The organism is Saltatorellus ferox (assembly GCA_007751475.1).
In the GTDB taxonomy this organism is placed as follows: Bacteria; Planctomycetota; UBA1135; order UBA1135.
This window is the reverse complement of record CP036434.1, coordinates 4,966,952-4,983,471: the sequence shown is the minus strand read 5'-3', so window position 1 is coordinate 4,983,471 and position 16,520 is coordinate 4,966,952. Positions and strand designations below refer to the sequence as shown.

The 16,520-nt window shown below is 67.1% G+C and carries 14 protein-coding genes; 12 read left to right on the top strand and 2 right to left on the bottom strand.

Features of this window, described 5'->3' with window-relative positions:
- Positions 1-6: 6 nt before the first annotated feature.
- The gene (locus Poly30_RS17880) at positions 7-1,404 is read left to right on the top strand and encodes a sulfatase family protein (RefSeq protein WP_419190332.1); all 1,398 of its coding nucleotides are present in this window, start codon (positions 7-9) and stop codon (positions 1,402-1,404) included.
- On the opposite strand, the gene recJ is transcribed toward Poly30_RS17880, so the two are convergent.
- Complete coding sequence (gene recJ / locus Poly30_RS17875) at positions 1,398-3,221, bottom strand: single-stranded-DNA-specific exonuclease RecJ (protein WP_145200215.1); 1,824 nt, start codon at positions 3,219-3,221, stop codon at positions 1,398-1,400. The genes Poly30_RS17880 and recJ overlap by 7 nt on opposite strands.
- A 101-nt stretch (positions 3,222-3,322) precedes the next feature.
- Here recJ and selA point away from each other — a divergent pair, with 101 nt between their 5' ends.
- The 11 genes from selA to Poly30_RS17825 all read left to right on the top strand — a co-directional run bounded on the left by selA (position 3,323) and on the right by Poly30_RS17825 (position 16,256).
- Positions 3,323-4,804, top strand: coding sequence for an L-seryl-tRNA(Sec) selenium transferase (gene selA / locus Poly30_RS17870; protein ID WP_145200212.1), 1,482 nt, complete (start codon positions 3,323-3,325; stop codon positions 4,802-4,804).
- Between the two features lie 63 nt (positions 4,805-4,867).
- Positions 4,868-6,145: a nucleotide sugar dehydrogenase gene (locus tag Poly30_RS17865; protein WP_145200209.1), complete on the top strand. Its 1,278-nt coding sequence runs from the start codon at positions 4,868-4,870 to the stop codon at positions 6,143-6,145.
- Positions 6,146-6,189: 44 nt separating this feature from the next.
- Positions 6,190-7,260 carry a selenide, water dikinase SelD gene (gene selD, locus Poly30_RS17860; protein ID WP_419190331.1) on the top strand — a complete coding sequence of 357 codons (1,071 nt, stop codon included), beginning with the start codon at positions 6,190-6,192 and terminating at the stop codon, positions 7,258-7,260.
- 6 nt (positions 7,261-7,266) lie between these two features.
- The gene (locus Poly30_RS28630) at positions 7,267-8,541 is read left to right on the top strand and encodes a hypothetical protein (RefSeq protein WP_419190330.1); all 1,275 of its coding nucleotides are present in this window, start codon (positions 7,267-7,269) and stop codon (positions 8,539-8,541) included.
- Positions 8,538-10,121, top strand: a complete 1,584-nt coding sequence (locus tag Poly30_RS17850; protein ID WP_419190329.1) for a glycerophosphodiester phosphodiesterase — start codon at positions 8,538-8,540, stop codon at positions 10,119-10,121. Before Poly30_RS28630 ends, Poly30_RS17850 begins: the two co-directional genes overlap by 4 nt.
- 50 nt (positions 10,122-10,171) lie before the next feature.
- Positions 10,172-10,306, top strand: coding sequence for a hypothetical protein (locus tag Poly30_RS28625; RefSeq protein ID WP_419190328.1), 135 nt, complete (start codon positions 10,172-10,174; stop codon positions 10,304-10,306).
- Positions 10,307-11,059: 753 nt separating this feature from the next.
- Complete coding sequence (locus Poly30_RS17845; protein WP_145200196.1) at positions 11,060-11,290, top strand: cbb3-type cytochrome oxidase assembly protein; 231 nt, start codon at positions 11,060-11,062, stop codon at positions 11,288-11,290.
- On the top strand, positions 11,280-12,776 hold the full coding sequence (locus Poly30_RS17840; RefSeq protein WP_145200193.1) for a cbb3-type cytochrome c oxidase subunit I: 1,497 nt from the start codon (positions 11,280-11,282) through the stop codon (positions 12,774-12,776). The genes Poly30_RS17845 and Poly30_RS17840 overlap by 11 nt, the downstream gene beginning before the upstream one ends.
- Positions 12,773-13,402: a cbb3-type cytochrome c oxidase subunit II gene (locus Poly30_RS17835; RefSeq protein ID WP_145200190.1), complete on the top strand. Its 630-nt coding sequence runs from the start codon at positions 12,773-12,775 to the stop codon at positions 13,400-13,402. Before Poly30_RS17840 ends, Poly30_RS17835 begins: the two co-directional genes overlap by 4 nt.
- Positions 13,399-14,148: a c-type cytochrome gene (locus Poly30_RS17830; RefSeq protein ID WP_145200187.1), complete on the top strand. Its 750-nt coding sequence runs from the start codon at positions 13,399-13,401 to the stop codon at positions 14,146-14,148. The genes Poly30_RS17835 and Poly30_RS17830 overlap by 4 nt, the downstream gene beginning before the upstream one ends.
- A complete protein-coding gene (locus tag Poly30_RS17825) occupies positions 14,145-16,256 on the top strand; it encodes a heavy metal translocating P-type ATPase (protein WP_145200184.1) in 2,112 nt (703 codons plus the stop codon). Before Poly30_RS17830 ends, Poly30_RS17825 begins: the two co-directional genes overlap by 4 nt.
- On the opposite strand, the gene Poly30_RS17820 is transcribed toward Poly30_RS17825, so the two are convergent.
- Complete coding sequence (locus Poly30_RS17820) at positions 16,243-16,482, bottom strand: thioredoxin family protein (protein ID WP_145200181.1); 240 nt, start codon at positions 16,480-16,482, stop codon at positions 16,243-16,245. The two genes, Poly30_RS17825 and Poly30_RS17820, sit on opposite strands and share 14 nt — an antisense overlap.
- Positions 16,483-16,520: the final 38 nt, after the last annotated feature.

Genomic DNA, 16,520 nt, shown 5'->3' with positions numbered 1-16,520 from the left:
GAGCGGATGGAATCGAGCGTGAGACGACGGGCCCGCAGGGCGGCGGCGCTGGCCGTGGTCCTACTCGTGCCTCCAGGGGTCGCGAGCTGTGGAAAGGGAGACGCTGCGGCTGAATCCCGCCATCCGAACGTCGTGCTGATCGTCGGCGATACGTTCCGCGCGGACAAGCTCTCGAGCCAGGGCGGCCCCGACGGCCTGACGCCCTACCTCGACCGAATGGCGTCGGAAGGCGTTCGGTTCGAGGTGGCGCGCAGTCACGCTCCGTGGACGCTGCCGTCCACCGCGTCTCTCCTGACCTCCCTGCATCCTTCGGAACACGGAGCCGGAGGAAAGGTGAACGACTTTCGGCAGATGAGCACGGACGTCAAGACGATCGCGGCCCGCTTTCAATCGGCGGGCTATGACACCCACGCGATCGTCAACGTGGACTTCTTGGCCCCGGAGAACTTCGGGGTGACCCGGGACTTCGGCGGCGTCGACAACGTCAGCTACGCCTCCAACGTCGAGGTGCGTACGGCGGATGCAACGACGGACGCCGCGCTCGCCTGGCTGGACGGTCGAGGAGAGTCCGATCGGCCCTTCTTCCTGATGGTGCACTATTTCGACCCGCACTGTGTCTACGCTCCGCCGGAGCTGCAGCGGAAGCGCTGGGCCCAGCCAGCCGATCGGGAGAGCGAGTGGACCTTCGGCACTCGCTCCGAGATGCTGGCCATCCGCGCGGGACAGCTGACGCCCGATGAGCCGACGCTGCGTCGCGCGGAGGCGCTGTACGACGGAGAGATCGCCTACCTCGATGGACAGATCGGTCGGCTGGACGATGGGCTGAAAGCACGCGTGGGAGCGGACGATCTGGTCACGGTATTCACCTCGGACCACGGCGAGGAGTTCTACGACCACCAGGGGTTCGAGCACGGGCACACGCTCTTCGAGGAACTCGTGCGCGTTCCGCTGATCGTGCGGGCGCCGGGCCAGATCGCGGCCGGTTCGGTGGTGACCTCGGCGGTGCGGCACATCGACGTGGCGCCCACGCTCTGCGAGCTGGCGGACATCGCGCTGGACGATCAGTACGTCGGGTCGAGCCTCGTGCCGCTCGTGGGCGGGCGCGCGAACGAGGACCGGGGCACGCTGGCCCACGGCAACTTCTGGGACCGACCGATGACGAGCTGGACGAAGGACGGCTGGAAGCTGGTCGAGCGCGAGACGGGCGCACCGCGTCTCTATCACCTCTCCACGGATCCGAAAGAGCGCGAGGACCTGGCGGCTTCGGAACCAGAGCGGCTAGCTGCGATGGCGAAGCAGCTTGCGGCGGTGAGGGAAGGGCTGCGCGCGGTCCGCGCAGGGGAAGGGGCGGAGCTGAGCCCCGAGGTGCGGGCGAACCTGAAGGGGCTCGGTTACGGTCACTGACGGCCAGCGGTGATGCGGAAATCCTCCAGCACCAGCTGCAGCTCGACCCGGCCCCGCCAGTGATTGAGCCTCGGCTTGAACACGATCTCCAGCGGCTGGCTCATCTTCAGCTCCGGCTCGCGGCTCGCCATACCGAAGGCCATCGCCTTGAAGACCGAGCGGCCCGAGCGGATCTGCAGCATCATGTGGGTTCGGTCCGCGCCGATGATGCGCGCGGGCTCCTCCAGGCGGACGTCCCGGGCCATGAGCACCGGGCCCGGATTGTTCTGACCGCAAGGCTCCAGGCGCAATAGCTGAGTCATCAACGATTCGTCGAACGTTTCCAGTTCCACGATCGCATCGATATCGATGGGGGTTTGGCGCTGCTCCCGCGGCGTCTCGTGGGCGCGGGCGATCATGGCCTCGCGCAGCTCGTCGATGCGCGCTCCCTCGATCTCGCAGCCGGCCGCCATCTCGTGGCCGCCGAACCTCGTGAAGATTTCGGAGCCGCCGCGCATGATGTCCAGCACGCTCACGCCCGGAATCGAGCGCGCGCTCCCGCGGCCGATCCCGTGCTCGTCGACGCCGATGATGAGCGTCGGTCGGTGGAAGCGATCCACGATCCGGGAAGCCACGATGCCGACCACTCCGGGGTGCCAGCCCTGGCCGCCGAGGACCATGACAGGATAGCGCTCCGCGTCCTCGAAGCGCTTCGCCTCCTTCAGCGCTTCCTGGACGACACCGCGCTCGACGGCACGGCGTTCGTCGTTCAGCGTCTCCAGCTTCTCGGCGTACCGCCGGCCGGTGATGGCGTCGTCGGCGAGCAGCGTCTCGACCGCGCGCGCCGCGCTGTCCATCCGGCCGCTCGCGTTGATCCGCGGCCCGATCTGGAAGCCGACGTCCTCGGCGGTGAGGGCGCGGCCCGTCAGGTCCGTGCGCTCCAGGAGCGCCTGCATGCCCGCCGACGGCGACTCCGCCAGCGCCCGCAGCCCGTAGTGAGCGAGGATCCGGTTCTCTCCGATCAGAGGGACGACGTCGCAGATCGTCGCGATCGCCACGTAGCCCAGCGCCTCCAGGAGGAACTTGCGAAGGTCCGGGCGCACCTTGTCGGCACCGCTCATACGCTGGCAAACGGCCCACGCCAGCTTGAACGCCACGGCGCTTCCGCAGAGCTCACGGAACGGATAGGTCGAGTGGGGCAGCTTCGGATTCACCAGCGCGAACGCAGGGGGAAGCTCACCTTCCGGGGGCTCGTGGTGGTCGGTGACGATGACGTCCACGCCCTCCGCCACGAGCGTCGCGATCGGCTCGTTGGCGGACGTGCCGTTGTCGACCGAGATGACGAGCGTGGCCCCGACCTCGCGGGCCTTCGCCACCGAGTGATCCCCGAACGAGTAGCCGTCCTTGGTCCGGTGGGGGATGTGCCACTCGACCTTCGCGCCGAGGTGACGCAGGAAGCGCACGAGGAGCACCGTGCCGCTCACGCCGTCCACGTCGTAGTCGCCGTGGATCAGGATCGTCTCGCCGCTCTCCGCCGCTCGCTCGAGGCGCTCGGCGGCGATCTCCATGTCAGGAAGGCCAGCCGGGTCGTTCAGTCCGTGGAGCGTGGGGGCCAGGAGCGCCTGGACCGCCGAGGCGCTCGTGTGGCCGCGGTTCACCGCCAGCTGGGCGAGAACCTCGGGGATTCTCTCCGAACGCGCGATGCGAATCACGGTCTCCGGGTCGGGCAGGTGCAGGTTCCAGTGCGCGGGCAGGTCCAGGCTCCCGGAGGCCTGCCGACCCGGCGTGGTCGTGGGGGTGGAGGCAGCAGACGAGGACGCGGAGGGAACGAACACCATGGGCCCAGGTTATCAGCCATGGCCGCTCGGGTCTCAAGAGAATCACTCGGCAGCGTTTCGCGCGAGCCCGTCGCCGCGCAAGGCGCTACTCTGCACGGGCCATGACCGCCCAGCCTGACCAGCCGACCGAGCCGATGACCCCCCACGGGCCGCAGGGAGCCGAGGGGAATCCATTCAGGGCGTTGCCTTCCGTGGACGAGGCTCTTCGCCTCCTCGAGTCGAGCGTCTCGATGGACGTCGAGCCAGCCCGGTTGCGGCCCATTCCAAGGGCCGTCCTCGCGGAGCTCGTCCAGGCAGAATTGGACGCCTTCCGTCAACGAATCGGTCGCGACAAGCTGGACGTGGCCGCCGTCCGGTCGGAGATCGAGGGCGGGCCGTTCCTGGCTCGTCTGCTCGATGCGTGCCGGATCGAGCGCGGCCGTGGCGTCGTTCCTGCGGTGAACGCGACCGGAGTCGTGCTCCACACGAATCTCGGGCGCGCGCCCGTCCACCCGGAGGTCGCGGATCGCATGCGAGCGGCCGCCATGGGGTACTGCGTGCTCGAACTCGACCGCTTCAGCGCCCGACGCAACGAGCGAGATGCGCGCCTCGGCGCTCTGCTGGCGCGCGCCACCGGCGCCGAGACCGGGATCGCCGTCAACAACTGCGCCGCGGCCGCGTTCCTCATGATGCAGACCTTCGCGGGCGGCCGGGAAGCGATCGTCAGCCGCGGCGAACTCGTGGAGATCGGCGGTTCCTTCCGCGTGCCCGACGTGATGGAGCGCGCCGGCGTCCGCCTCGTCGAGGTCGGATCGACCAATCGAACGCGCATCGCCGACTACGAGCGAGCGATCACCGAGCAAACCTCGCTCCTGATGAAGGTGCACACCAGCAACTTCCGCGTCGTGGGCTTCACCGAAGAGGTGGACCCCGCCGAGATGGCGCGCCTCGGGCGCGAGCGCGCGATCACGACCGGCTGGGACCTCGGTTCTGGCCGCCTGGAGGCGGAAGGCGCTCGCTCGCTCGACGTGGTCGGGGACGAGACCGTGCTCCGCGACGCGGTTGCCTCGGGGATCGACGCCATCGCGTTCTCGGGGGACAAGCTCCTCGGCGGCCCGCAGGCAGGCCTGATCGTCGGGCGCCGCGCGGCGATCCGCGCGCTCCGCAAGAATCCGATCTATCGCGCCATGCGGCTCGACAAGGTGGCGCTCTCCGGCCTGGAAGCGACCCTCGAACTTCTGGCGGCGGGCCGCGGGGACGAGATTCCGTCGCGGCGCCTCATGCACCTGACGGTGGCGGATCTCGGGCCCGTGGCCGAGCGCATCGCGGGGGCGATCTCCGCCCTCGAGGGATTCGAGGCCGAGGCCGTCGACTCCGAGTCCCAGCCAGGTAGCGGCAGCGCTCCGACGGTGTTCCTGCCCACGAAGGCCGTGCGCGTGACCTGGGAAGGACACGCTGCCGATCATTTGGCGAACGAGCTGCGCGCGGGGGAACCGCCCGTCTTCGTTCGCGTCCAGGACGGCGCCGTGCATCTCGATCCGAGGGCGCTGCTTCCAGGCGACGAGGCTCGGCTCCTGCAGGCTTTCACCGCCCTCACCCGCTGAGGGGGCCCGGAAGCTGACTCTCCGCGGGGAAGATTCGCCCGGGATCGATCGTCAGGCACACCCATGAACTCGAACTCTCAGCCCGTTGCGAAGGTCGGTATCGTCGGGCTCGGCGCGGTGGGTCTTCCGCTCGCCGCGCTCTTCGGCCAGGTCGGACTCGAGCTCGTTCTTGTCGATTCCTCGGTTGAGCGAGTCGAGCAGATCAGGCGCGGAGAGTCGCCTCTTGCGCACCTGCCAGCGGGCCTTATCGATCGACTCGGGAACGCCCTGATCAGCACCTCTCCCGAGGCCCTCGACGGATGCGATGCGATCGTGATCTGCGTGCCCACGCCGCTGCGACCCGACCGTACGCCGGACCTATCCGCCGTGCGGAGCGCGGCCCGCGAGGCCGCGACGTTCGTTCGAGCGGGCGGCCTCGTCGTCCTCGAGTCGACGACCTGGCCCGGCACGACTCGCCACGTCCTCGGCAAGATCTTCGAGTTCCGTGAAGACGTCGATCTCGCGTACTCGCCGGAGCGCGTGGATCCTGGCCGCGTCGACGCGTCGCGCGCGGGCGGCGACCTCCTCGGGGCGGGTGTGCCGAAGCTCGTGGGAGGCGTCACGAAGGCGGCGACCGAGCGAGCGGCCGCGCTGTATCGCCTCGCCTTCGAGACCGTGATCGAGGTGGGGTCCAGCGACGTCGCGGAGGCGGCGAAGCTCGTCGAGAACATCCATCGCGCCGTGAACATTGCCCTCGTCGGCGAGCTGAAGATCGCCTTCGATGCGATGGGTCTCGACGTGTGGGAGGTGCTCGACGCGGCCGCCACCAAGCCCTTCGGGTTCACCCGCTTCGATCCGGGTCCTGGGATGGGGGGGCACTGCCTTCCCATCGATCCGTTCTATCTTTCGTGGGCAGCGAAGCGCGCGGGCGCGGAGACGCGCTTCGTGGAGCTGTCCGGGGAGATCAACCGGGCGATGCCGGGCTTCGTCGCGGCCAAGACCCAGAGCGCGCTTCGTTCGATCCACGTGGACGTGGACGAGGCGCGGGTGCTCCTCGTGGGGGTGGCCTACAAGCGCGGCGTGGGCATCGTCGAGGAGTCGCCGGCTTTTCCCATTGCGGCAGCACTCCGGGCAGAAGGCGCACAGGTGAGCTACGCCGATCCGCTCGTTCCGAGCTGTTCACTCGGGGAGTCCCTGGACGTGAACGCGGAAGCGCTCGCCGACTTCGACGCCGTCGTGATTCTGGTGGATCAAGAGGGCGTGGACCTCGATCTCATCGCGGCGTGCCAGGCGGTCGTCGTGGACACGCGCGCGGCGCTTCGGAAGCAACTTTTGGGTTCCGCGCGCTACTTCATGGCGTAGCCGGTGTGGACGGGCGCCGCCGGGGACTACAATGGGCGCCTACCATGAGACTCAAGAGAAACAAGCGGCTGACGGACTACGCAGCCTGCGCTGGCTGAGCTGCCAAGATGCCCATGGGGCAGCTCACGCAGGTGCTGCGTGGCATGAAACAGTCGGATGATCCGCGTCTGCTCGTCGGTCCTCAAACCGTCGACGACGCAGGCGTCGTCGTGCTCGGCCAGAACGAGGGCCTGCCGGCAGGCGTCGAGATCGCCCTCGTGCAGACGGTGGACTACTTTCCACCCGTCCTCGATGACGCCTACCTCTACGGAGCGGTGGCCGCTGCGAACTCTCTTTCCGACGTGTACGCGATGGGCGGCAAGCCGGTCAGCGCGCTGAACATCGCGGGGTTTCCCAAGGGCTTCGACGAGGAATGGGTGCGTGAGATCTTCCAGGGCGGTTTCGACAAGATCGCCGAGGCGGGCGCGGTGCTCGCGGGTGGTCACACGGTCGAGTCGCCGGAGCCGCAGTTCGGATTCGCCGTCACCGGGGTGGTCCAGCGCGCGCAGCTGACGGCGAACGCTGGCGCGAAGGTGGGCGATGTCTGCTACCTGACGAAGCCGCTCGGCATGGGCTCGATGACGACCGCTGGCAAGTTCAAGAAGGTGTCCGACGAGGTCATGCGCGAGGCGGCGCTGCAGATGGCGACGCTCAACGACCGCGCGGCGGCGGCCATGAACGCGTCGGGCGCGCACGCCTGCACCGACATCACGGGCTTTGGGCTCAACGGACATGCGCGCAATATCGCGCTCGCGTCCGGCGTGACGATTCGGCTCGAACTGGGCAAGCTTCCTATCTTTCCGGGGGCTCGCGACCTCGCGGCGAAGGGGATCGTCTCCGGCGGCACCGGTCGCGGCAAGGCGGCACTCAGCGACGTCATCGGTATCGGTCCCGGCCTCGACCAGGCGCTCGTCGACATCGCCTACGACGCGGAGACCTCGGGCGGACTCTTGATCGTGCTGCCGCCCGAGCGGGCGACCCGACTCGAGGACGAACTCTCCCGCCGCGATGTGCCCGTTCACCGGGTAGGCGAAGTGGTCGCGAAGGAAAGTGATCACCTCATCGAACTCTTCTAGCACGACATGGAACGGACACCTCACTCACCGCGGGGCTGGAGCGCAAGGGACGCCGCTTCGGCGCTGATCCTCTCTTCCCTGGCCATGACGGCCTGCGCCGCTTCGGAACCCGAGATCGAAGTGGTGAGTGCTTCCTCCGGAAGCAAGGGCCCGATCTCCGCGCCCGTCGTGCTGGATCCCGGCTACGCCGCCGAGCTGGTGTACAGGTGCGACGTGCGAGTGAACGGTGTGGCGACGGGCGAACTCGATCCCGAGCGTCCTGGCGAAGAGATCGTCGCGGTCGATCAACTGGGGCGCGTTCACTTGATCGCTCGAGTGGGTGATTCGTTCGGTCACCAGGTGATCGCGTCGACGAGCGGCGAACTCGTGCAGGTCGCCGTGGGGGATCTCCTTCCTTCGGCTCCTGGGACGCCGGCGATGGACGAGATCGTCGCGGTGGGCGCCCACCACGGGAAAGAGGACGACGGGGGTCCTGGCATCGTTCGTGTCTTCCATCGCGAGAAGAGCGGTCATTGGGCCGAGACGTCCTACCTGACGCCCGGGCTCGTCCATGGGGTGGCCGTTGGCGACATCGGACTCACAGAACACGATCAGTTCGTTTGCGCGGGTTTCTTCCCCCAGGCCCTCGTCGGAACCCTGACCACCCAGGTGAAGGGCGGCGCCGTCGCCATGGGGATCGGGGCGATCGACCTGCCGCGGATCGGGAACGTCAAGGGCGTTGCGCTGACCGAGGAGGGCTTCGTGCTGGCAGCCGACGACGGCCATTCGGTCGAGTACATGGTGCTTCCAGGCGAGTTCGGGCATCAACCGCCGGTCCAGCACGGGAGTCCGCTGTCCCGCGTCGCCTATTCGAAGGAGATCGGCGTGCTTCTCGCGGACGACGAAGGCCACCTGCGCATCCTGTCGACGGGTCCCTCACCCACGAGCAGCCTGCTGGAGAGTTCCGAGGATCGCCTGCGTGGAGCCGTTTTCATGGACATCGACCCCGGGAGCGAAGGGGCAGAAGCCCAAGGACTCGAGGCCTGCTCGGTCGGCTACGACGGCCGCGTGCGAGTGGTCGACTTGAGCCGCGTCGACGGGAAGCAGCCGGAATCTTCGGGTCAGTCCCAGGCGATCGGGTTCGAAGGGAAACTGCGCCATGTCGCACGGGACACGGACAAGCTGCACGACCTGAGGGCCGGGGACATCGCCGACTTCGGGCCCTGCCTGATCACCTGCGGAGACTCCGGCCACGTTCTCTTGATCCATCGCAAAGATGGAAAGGTTGCGCGGAAGCCTTGAGTGATTCGACGTCCTCGGGAGAGCCCGAGAATCGGTTTCGCGCGCCGCTCGAGCGCGACGTGTACGCAGGGCTCGCGGATCTGGGGGTTTCGGGCGCACAGTTCGGCGGTCCGCCGCTGATCCTCGGTCACCGAGGTGCCCCGCGGGAGGCGCCCGAGAACACGCTGGCGAGCCTGCGCCGTGCGCTGGAACTCGGGCTCGACGGCGTGGAGTACGACGTGCGCGCCTGCGCGAGCGGCGATCCCGTGATCTTCCACGACGCCACGCTGCGGCGGACGACGGGCATGCCCGGAAGGATCCGGGACGTCGATTTGCGCGAACTCTACGGGCTCGACGCGGGCGGCTGGTTCTCGCGGAGGTTCCACGGCGAGCAGGTGCCGATCCTCGACGAGGCGCTCGGACTGACCTCCGAGCGACGCGGCGAGCCTCCGTTCCACATGATCGAGCTGAAGGAAGCGGGGCTCGTCGAACCGCTCGTCCAGCTGCTCGCCGAGCGGCGTCCGCCCGTCCCTTGTCGCGTCGCGAGCTTCCGCAGGGATGTCGTCTTGGAGGCGAGAGACCGTGGGCTCCCGGCGATGCTGCTCGGCGTGCTCGCGAACGAGTATGATCGTCGCTTCGTGAGAGACGAGCGCATCGCGGCCTACAGCGTGGGCCCTGGCGGCTGGCGCACGGAGGCGGCGGCCGAGGACTGGTCGTTCACGGAGTGCTGGGCGTGGGCCATCGATGATCCGGACGAGCTGCTCGAACTCTGTCGCCGGCCGCTGTTCGGACTCAACACCAACGAACCGCATCGAGCGCTCGCTGCGCGGGCGCTGGCGCGTATGCAGCCTGGCTCGAACCATCCTTACCCGATCGAGGCTCCAGAGCTCTTCGTCGAGCCCGAGACGCTCGCCTCGCCGGAGCGCGGTGAATGGTTCGGATCATGGGACACGGCCGCGTCGATCACGAACCCGATGCCTTTCCCGGTGACCGTGCGCGCTTCGATCTTCGTGCCCCAAGGTGCGTTCGACATCGATGGTCTGCCGCGTGCTTTCGACCTCGAAGCCCATGAGCAGCGTTCGATTCCCTTTCGGATCAGCGGAGGCGCTCGGAGCCCGGGTCCGGATCCGCTCCTGGGTGCGCTGCTGGAGTGGAAGGAAGCGTCGGCCCTGTCCGGATCGGAGCTTCAGCCCGGTGGCCAGCTCCTTCTGGATGCCCCTCTGGTCCGAAGGCGCATCGCGACGGCGGATGGGCTGGCGCGACGTCTCACCACCCTCCGGGAGAGCCCAGGGCAGCGAGCCGCGACCATCACGATCCGGCGGATCGGCGGAGAGCTTCAGGTCCGCCTGGAGAACTCGGGGTCGCTCAAGAAGGGTCATCTCATCGCGCGCCTCGGGGATGACGTGGTGCGCGGCGGAGAGGGCTTGCGCCTGAGGCTGCCCCGCTGGTTCGACAGCCGCCCCGTCGGCGTGCCGTTCTCGTGCGGCGTCGAAGGGCGCAATTCCCGCGGCGAGCCGGCGCTCTTCCGCTGGGCAGGCGGCCTCCCCGAGGGCCTCGGGCATGGCAAGCCGGGCCTGTTGGTCCCGCTGATGCGCGGTTGAACGCTCGCGTTTCTCGCGATCATGCACACCGCACCGAATAGACTCGTGGAATGGAAGGGGAGTCCGAGTTCAAGATCACGACCGAGACGTACACGAGTCCTGGCTGCCTGGTGATCGGTTGCTTCGGGGGGCTGATCGGTCTCTATGTGCTGGTGGAGTTCGTTCTCTACTTCCGGGGTCTCTGAGCTGGGGGCCCTGAGCTGGGGTCTCTGAATAGGGGCCTCTGAATTGGGATCTTCAGCAGAATCATGGGGTCGGAAGCGCCTCAGTGATCGCTGCGGTCTTGAAGTCTGGGAGCAGTTTGCAGTGCTGCTACCAAGACAGCCAAGGAAGCGGGGGGAGCGAGAGGCCCGAGAGGCGCGGCGGCCTTGGGAGGGATGGATAGGTGGGCAGGGGCGAGTTTGGCCCTGGCCCGCGACGTTGTGACGGGAGGCAAGAGTGGGAGGTCCGGGGGCGCGGAGTGGGAGCGGGCCGGTGGGAAAGGTCTGCCGAGTAGGTGGTTCGAGGGTGGTTGGGGGATTTGGCTGATGAGCAACCATGTGCACCTGATCGCGGAGGCGGAGAACTCGGCAAACCTCCCGCCTCCTCCGCTTCTTTGGTTGCATCGGCAGGAGGGGGGCGATGCTGCGTTGATGGGGGCTGCAGAACGATCTGCTGCTATCCGCCGCACTACCGTTCAGGTGTAAACAGGCCGTGGGTTAGCAAGGGGGTTTACACATGCGTTAACAGGCGAATGCACACCGAGCCGCCGCGCCCGTGACTCAGGCCTCGTCTTGGTCGCAACCTTCGTCTGTGCCTTCGCTTACGAGCTGGGACCGAAGGGTCGGCAGGTAGGCGGTACAGGAAGTGCTATGGGCTCCCTGGGAATCCCGCCAGTGAGCGCAGGCATCGGGGCTACGAGAGCACCGTGCGGAAACCACTCTCCAGGCACGAACTCCATGACCAATACACTCATCTTCATCTGGGGGGTCGTCTTGCTACTCGGCGCGAGCTCCGTGGCCGCGTTGATCTGGGCGGTGACCTCCGGCCAGCTCGCCGAGTTTCAGCAGGGCGCGACCAGCATTTTCGACGACGACGAACCCATCGGTCGGATGACCGACGAATTTCCTCCGGCAATGGTGACTCGGGTGATCTCGACGGAAGGGGGGCGCGACCATCATGGAAACTGATCCACGTGACCCTGGCAGGGCGGCGGATGTTCGCGAGCGCGCGGTGATCGACCGGTCCGCCAGGGAGGTCGTTCTCCTCTGGTACGGAAGCAGCGTTTTCTGGCTTCTTCTCGGGTCCATGCTGGCCCTCGTCACTTCCATCAAGCTTCACACGCCCGGGTTTCTCGCCGACTGGGAGTGGCTGACGTTCGGGCGCGTTCGACCGGCTCACCTCAACACGGTGATCTATGGATGGGCCTCCATGTCGGGCGTGGGGACCCTGCTGTGGCTGATGGCGCGGCTTTGCAAGATTCGCCTCCCGTGGCGAGAGGGGCTCATTCTCGCGGGCATCTACTGGAACGCGATGGTTGCGATCGGAACGTTCCAGATCCTGGTCGGCAACGGAACGAGCATCGAGTGGCTCGAGTTTCCATGGTGGGTCTCGATCCCCCTCGGAGTGGTCTTCTTGGTTCTGATTGCGCTCACGGTCAAGATGCTACGGACCCGACGGGAGAAGCACCTGTACGTGTCGCAGTGGTACCTGTTCGGGGCGACGATCTGGTTCCCGTTCCTCTACGTCGCAGCAACCGTTCTCATCCATTCACCCGCTGCCACGGGAGTGGCCAAGGCGACGGCGAACTGGTGGTTCGCGCACAATGTGCTGGGGCTGTGGCTCACACCGATCGGGCTCGCATCCGCGTACTACTTCATCCCGAAGGTGCTGGGCCGACCGATCCACAGCTACTACCTCTCGATCATCGGGTTCTGGAGCCTGGCGCTCTTCTACAACTGGGCCGGAACCCACCACCTCATTGGTGGCCCCCTGCCAGCGTGGCTGGTGACGGTCGGAACCGTGGGCAGCATGATGATGTTCGTCCCGGTCATCACCGTGGCGGTCAATCACCACCTGACCATGGCCGGTCACTTCTCGAAGATGCGCTTCAGCCCCACGCTGAGGTTCATCGTCTTCGGCGCCATGTCGTACACGGTGGTCAGCGTTCAGGGATCCCTGACAGCCCTGCGCATGGTCAACGAGGTCGGGCATTTCACTCACTACACGATCGCGCACGCCCACCTGGGGGTCTACTCGTTCTACTCGATGATCGCCTTTGGATCCATGTACTACGTGATGCCGCGCCTCGTCGAGCGCGAGTGGGTCAGCAGCCGGCTGATCAAGATTCACTTCTGGGCCTGCGCCGTGGGGATGATCATGTACTGGGTCGGGCTGTCCTTCGGGGGCTGGATCCAGGGCCTGATGATGAACAACCCCGACGTGCCGTTCATGGATGTGGTCCAGCGCATGATCCCGTACCTCTGGTCGCGCTCGATCGCGGGAACGCTGATGACCATCGGTCACGTCTCGTTCGCGATTCTCGTCTGGAAGATGATCCGGCGTGAAGGGGCATGGCTCGTGGAGCCGACGCTCTTCGTCACCAGGAAAGACGCCCGCGAGGCCGCGAATGCTTCGCACCTGCCAGCTCCCGCCACCGGAGGTCATGCATCATGAACCGAGTCTCTCTGATCGCGCTGGGAGTGCTCGCCACGGTGATCGCCTCCCTCTTCGGGCTTGTCCTGATTCCGAACTTTCAGCTCGAATCGATGGGTCCCAGGTCCATCCAGCAGCCGGACGGCTCCACGGCGGTGTACCCCGCAGAACTCGATAGCTACCTCGAAGCGCCGGGACGCGAGGTCTATCGCGACCTTGGCTGCGTCTACTGTCACAGCCAACAGGTCAGGCCCGAGGGATTCGGTGCCGATATCGAGCGTGGATGGGGAGCGCGGCGCTCGGTGCCCAGGGACTATGTGCTCCAGAGCCCTCCCTTCATGGGGACGATGCGGACGGGTCCGGACCTGGCCAACATCGCGGATCGTCAGCCGAGCCAGGAGTGGCACTACCTTCACCTGTACGACCCGAGGATCACGTCACCGGGGAGTGTGATGCCATCGTTCAAATTCCTCTTCGACACCACGGTCGGTGAGGCGCCGCGGGCGCCGCTCGGCTTCCCCATGATCCCCTTGCCCGAAACGTACGTCGACGAGCCCACCTGGATCGTCCCGACGGAGCGAGGGAGAGCATTGATCGCCTATCTCGGAACGCTGAGGCAGCCCTTCGAAATGGAGGAAGTCCAGTGAGCGCGCCGTCACCAGCGGATCGCGCAGATCCCGCGCCGGAAACCGGTCGGTTCTCTGCCTACGAGCAGCCCAGCGGCGAGTCACCGGACATCCAGGAGATCCACCGCGCGGTTCTGCGTGAGCAATTCGAGCCATCGGAGGGCCAGCAGCGAGTCCCGCTGGCGCTCTTCATGGGGTTCCTCTTCCTTGCCATGTGGGCAGGCTACTACCTGAGCGAGTTCGACGGGAACTTCCAGGCCAACGTCTACGACGGACCCGACGCGTTCCGGACGATGGACATGTCCAATGCCGGTCCCAGAAAAGAGCGCGTGGTCGACCCTGTCCTGTTGGGCAAGCGGCTCTTCAACGCCTGCACCGCATGCCACCAGACGAGCGGTGAGGGGATCCCCGGGCAGTATCCGCCGCTCCGTGGATCCGAGTGGGTCGCGGGCGATCCGCGGATCCTCGCGCGGATCCTTCTGGGTGGTTTGCAGGGTCCGGTCACCGTACTCGGCAAGTCTTACAACGCGGAGATGCCCGCCTGGAACCAGTGGAGCGACCGGGATATCTCGGCCGTGCTCACCTACATCAGGCAAGCCTGGGGTAATGGGGAGCCGCCTGTCTCCGAGGCAACGATCTCTGCGGTTCGGGCCGAGGTCGGAGCCAGGTCGAACGCGTTCACCGCCGTTGAACTGCAGGAACTCGAACTACCGGACGTGACAGCTTTGCCTGCGAGCGAAGAGGGCGAGGGCGACGGGGAGCGATGAGCTGCTGCTCGAACGAAGCCCAGGCTCTGGGTGGACTGGGCGCACCGGGCCCACCGGGCGCACGGGGTTCCACGGCCGCGGCTGAAGCCGTCGAAGAGACGGCGCCCGCAAACCGGGAGGTCGCGGCGCTCGCGATCGCGGCGTTCCTGGCGGGAAACAGTGTTCTCGTCACCGTCGTGGCGAACGTCGGCGACATGGCGGCGACCACGCGCTTCCACCTGCAGACGGGCCTCCTGGTCGCGACGCTGCTCGTCGCTCTCCTCCTTGCCCCGCAGCTCGGCCGAAGCGTCGCGGCCAATCTGCTTCGCCGCGAACTCTCCACGGACGCACTCTTCGTGCTCGGGTGGGCCGGGGCCCTGGGCTTCTCGCTCGTGGCCTACGCGCGCGGCGTGGGGCCCGTGTACTTCGAGGTTGGCAGCGTGCTGATGGTCATCTACTGCGTGGGGAGCCTGGTCAAGCGTACGGCCCAGCGGCGGGTTCTGAAGGCGCTGGACTCCTGGTCGCCGGCGGCTCAGCTCTGCCGGCGCGTGGATGGAGAGGGGCGGCTGATTCAGGTGCCTGTCATGAGCATCGTCACTGGCGACCTGGTTCAGGTGCCCGCTGGCGATGCGGTCCCCGTGGACGGGGTGGTACGCGAGGGCGAGGCGTTCGTTCGCGAAGCCACCATGACGGGCGAGCCCCATCTCCGCGCTGTCGGCCCTGGAGACTCCGTCCTGGCCTCGGCGCTCCTCGTGGATGCGGCCCTTCGCGTCGAAGCGACCGCGCCCGGTGCCGATCGTCAGGTGGATCGCGTTCGATCCGTTCTGGAGGCGGCGCGCAGCGCGCCCAGTCGCTGGCAGACCCAGGCGGAAAGCGTCGCGCGCGTTTTCACGCCAGCGGTCGCGGTCCTCGCGCTCTTGGCCTTCGTCACCTGGGCCTTCATCTCCGGTCCCTCGGCCGCGGTCATGGTCGCTCTATCGGTGCTGCTCGTGGCGTGCCCCTGCGCCTTCGGCTTCGCCACTCCCGTTTCGATCTGGGTGACCCTCTCGCGTCTCGCGGGCAGTTCGCTGGTCGTACGGCGCGCCGATGCGATCGAGCGGCTTGCCCGGGTGGATACGGTCATCTTCGACAAGACGGGCACATTGACCGCTCTGCGACCCGAGATCCATGAGCTCATCGTCCGGGAGGGACAGCCCTACGGGCGCGAGACGATCCTCGCCCTGGCCAGTTCGGTCGAGGCCCATTCGCATCATCCGATCGCGAGCGTCTTCGTCTCGTCGGGCGCCGTCGTTCGACCGGCGCTGCTGACGGAGTCGATGCCGGCCATCGGTGTTCGGGGTCGCGTGGAAGTCGATGGTGCGGAAGTCGGCGTGGAAGTGGGGCGTCTGGATCGGCTGCATCGGCCCTGCTGTGACGCGGAGTTCCTGCTGGTGGTGCGCGCCAGGGAACGAGCAGGCCAGCAGCCGCTGGCCATCCGCGTCGATGGCCAGCTCGTCGCTGTCGCTCTCGTCGAGGAGGTGACGATCGACACGTTCGACGACGGGCTGCTTCGACTGAGAGCGCTCGGCGTCGACGTCAAGGTCTACTCCGGGGATCGCGGAAGTCGCGTCGAACGGCTGGGCGTCGCGGACGCCTTCGGTGCCATGACCCCCGACGACAAAGCTCGGGAAGTCCGTGCTCTTCGCGCAGCCGGGCACGAAGTGTTGTTCGTGGGTGATGGCGTCAATGACGTGGGGGCGATGGGCGACGCGACGGCCTCGATGGCGGTCGCGGACGGAGCAGGGATGGCGCTGGAGTCAGCGGACATCGTCTGGCACGGGGGAGATCTCCGGAGCGTCGAAGCGGGGATCGTGATCGCGCGCCGCAGTGTCCAGCGCCTGCGACGGGCGCTGCTCTTCGCCGTGACCTATAACTCCGCAGGCATGGTGCTGGCGGCTCTCGGGTGGCTGCACCCCGTGCTGGCGGTGCTGTTAATGACGGCGTCCAGCTTGACCGTGGTGCTGCACGCGGCGGATCTACGGTGGGAAGAGGGGGAGCGTGTGCCTTCTACCCGGAAGCTGAAGGAGCCGCCCGACGGCGGTTTGTTGCCGCGTGGCCTGCTCCCTCCACCGATCATCACTGTTGGGTGAGCCACTCCCGGATCTCCTTGGCGGCCGGGACGCCCCCCGCGTGCACCAGCTTTTCGTCGATCACCACGCCGGGCGTCGAGAGCGCGCCGTAGGCCATGATCTTGGCGAGGTCCGTTTCCTTTTCGATCACGGGCTCGACGCCGAGCTCAGCGGCCACCTTGCGGATGAGGTCGGCGGTCTTGGCGCAGTTGCTGCAACCGGTGCCGAGGATCTTGATGTGGGTCATGGGTGCCATGGGATGAGTGAACGGAGTGATGGATGGAC

Bases quoted from the DNA above. Each gene is read 5' to 3' on its own strand.
- recJ (WP_145200215.1), bottom strand. From the start codon at position 3,221: ATGGTGTTCGTTCCCTCCGCGTCCTCGTCTGCTGCCTCCACCCCCACG.
- Poly30_RS17820 (WP_145200181.1), bottom strand. From the start codon at position 16,482: ATGACCCACATCAAGATCCTCGGCACCGGTTGCAGCAACTGCGCCAAG.
- Poly30_RS17865 (WP_145200209.1), top strand. From the start codon at position 4,868: ATGAACTCGAACTCTCAGCCCGTTGCGAAGGTCGGTATCGTCGGGCTC.
- Poly30_RS17835 (WP_145200190.1), top strand. From the start codon at position 12,773: ATGAACCGAGTCTCTCTGATCGCGCTGGGAGTGCTCGCCACGGTGATC.
- selA (WP_145200212.1), top strand. From the start codon at position 3,323: ATGACCGCCCAGCCTGACCAGCCGACCGAGCCGATGACCCCCCACGGG.
- Poly30_RS17880 (WP_419190332.1), top strand. From the start codon at position 7: ATGGAATCGAGCGTGAGACGACGGGCCCGCAGGGCGGCGGCGCTGGCC.
- Poly30_RS17845 (WP_145200196.1), top strand. From the start codon at position 11,060: ATGACCAATACACTCATCTTCATCTGGGGGGTCGTCTTGCTACTCGGC.
- Poly30_RS17825 (WP_145200184.1), top strand. From the start codon at position 14,145: ATGAGCTGCTGCTCGAACGAAGCCCAGGCTCTGGGTGGACTGGGCGCA.
- Poly30_RS28630 (WP_419190330.1), top strand. From the start codon at position 7,267: ATGGAACGGACACCTCACTCACCGCGGGGCTGGAGCGCAAGGGACGCC.
- Poly30_RS28625 (WP_419190328.1), top strand. From the start codon at position 10,172: ATGGAAGGGGAGTCCGAGTTCAAGATCACGACCGAGACGTACACGAGT.
- Poly30_RS17840 (WP_145200193.1), top strand. From the start codon at position 11,280: ATGGAAACTGATCCACGTGACCCTGGCAGGGCGGCGGATGTTCGCGAG.